The organism is Arthrobacter arabinosi, from assembly GCF_054511115.1.
Genome location: NZ_JBTNDF010000028.1, coordinates 1 through 1,738, shown reverse-complemented (window position 1 = coordinate 1,738; position 1,738 = coordinate 1). Strand labels below are relative to the sequence as shown.

Below are 1,738 nucleotides of genomic sequence, written 5' to 3'. Positions count from 1 at the left end.
TATCCCCTCCAATCAGCGACCACCACCGGCGGCTACCGCACCGTCCGATTCCAAAAAGCAACCATCACCTGGACCCCAACCGGCACCCGCACCACATAGTCCACAGCGCTCCGTCCTCGACGCAACGGCATACCTGGAGAAATTTCATGTACTTGAATAAATTGACAGCCGCAATAGGCGCGCTGGTGTTATCGGTTGGGCTTTTGTCATCGGCCGTTCCAGCATCAGCTGCGACCCTCAACAGCGACAATGCAGTGCCCAGCACTTCGTCCGTCGACGGTGGCGGCATGGTTCCGCAGACGAAGAATCCCAGCGAATTTCCAACGGGCGAACCACCTGAGGTGACAGCGACAGCAGCGCCCGCGGTTGAGCGCAACCCAGGCGCGGTGCCCAACACGCGCGATACCCCGGTGGAGCCCTCCGAGAAAGGTGTGACGGCCGAGCCGTTGCTGGAGGCTAGTGCCGTGCAGGAGGAAGTCTCGCAGGACGAACTCACTTCAGAGGTGCCTTCGCTCGACTGGAATCCGCTACTTGAACCAGGATCGAACGCTCGAATCGGCGAGGAGTTTTCGAACTTGCCTTCGTCGCACAGCCCAGATGCGGCGCCTCAGTCCGCTGAAACCTCAGCCGAAAACTACGATGCCGCATTCGGACCGCGCACCGCGAAGTTCGAGGTCACCCTGGTCACGGTCCAGCTGGCAGGGAAGACAACTGCCGACGTCAAGGCAATCAATTTGGAGGCGGCGCGCGCTTCGATCGAGACCTCCAGCAATTACTGGTCCGCAATATCGAATGGACGCATTTCCATGTCGATAGGGCGGGAAATCCTCGCCAAGCCCTCTGCCGCGCGCATCACAGATTCTTACCAGACGATCATGGCGACCGTCACGAAAGAGCTGGGTTGGACCTATCAACCCCAGAAGGCCCTTGTCATATTCGTACCGCACGCAGACTTGAATTACGGCGGTAGCTGGGGCATTCTCGGAGGCGGCTTCACGGATGGGGATCTGGCAGGGCGAGTCATCATGCCGTATCCGTCCCTTGTGACGAACAACGTCGTGAGCCACGAGTTCGGTCACGTTCTGGGACTTCATCACGCCAATTCACTCTACTGCTCGACCGGTCGAGCAGATGTTCTGCCTGTTGGCGGCCTGTGGAATGACTCGTTTTGCCAGACGCTTGAGTACGCCGACACTCTGGATCTGATGGGCTACGCCCAGGTCAGCACACCTGTTATCAATTCCTTCATGTGGGAGTTCGGTGGGTTCGGTCGAGGAGACGAGATACGAAACTTGGGTACCGCGTCAGGGTCCAAGCAATACACGCTGGGCGCGTGGGCAGGTACGGCACCGAATCGAGCGGTGAAGTTCACAGACCCGAAAACCAACGAGACCTACTATGTCGAGCTTCGCCTTCCCGTCGGAAGAGACGCGTCCACCGCTGTGGGTGGCAATCGCGGCGTCAAGATCGTGAAGAAGGACATTCTCGGGTGGAACGACAATGCCTCGATCCAACTGACACCGGACACACGCTGGACCGGTTACTACAACGCCAACCAGACCTGGCAAGCCGGAAGCACGTTCACGACGCACGGTGGCACTAAGGTACGGGTGAACTCTGTCTCGGGTACCGCAGCGTCAATCACCATCACCGACCCGATATCTGCACTTGCGCCAATTTTTGCGGCTGCTGCGTCGAAGACGTCGGGAATGGGTTCGGCGACGGGTCCAGTGACCTG

At 59.0% G+C, this 1,738-nt stretch carries 1 pseudogene; it reads left to right on the top strand.

The annotated features are described in order from the left end of the window. Positions 1-146 precede the first annotated feature (146 nt). Positions 147-1,738, top strand: a pseudogene (locus tag ACX80P_RS16925) (hypothetical protein); the annotation flags it as partial.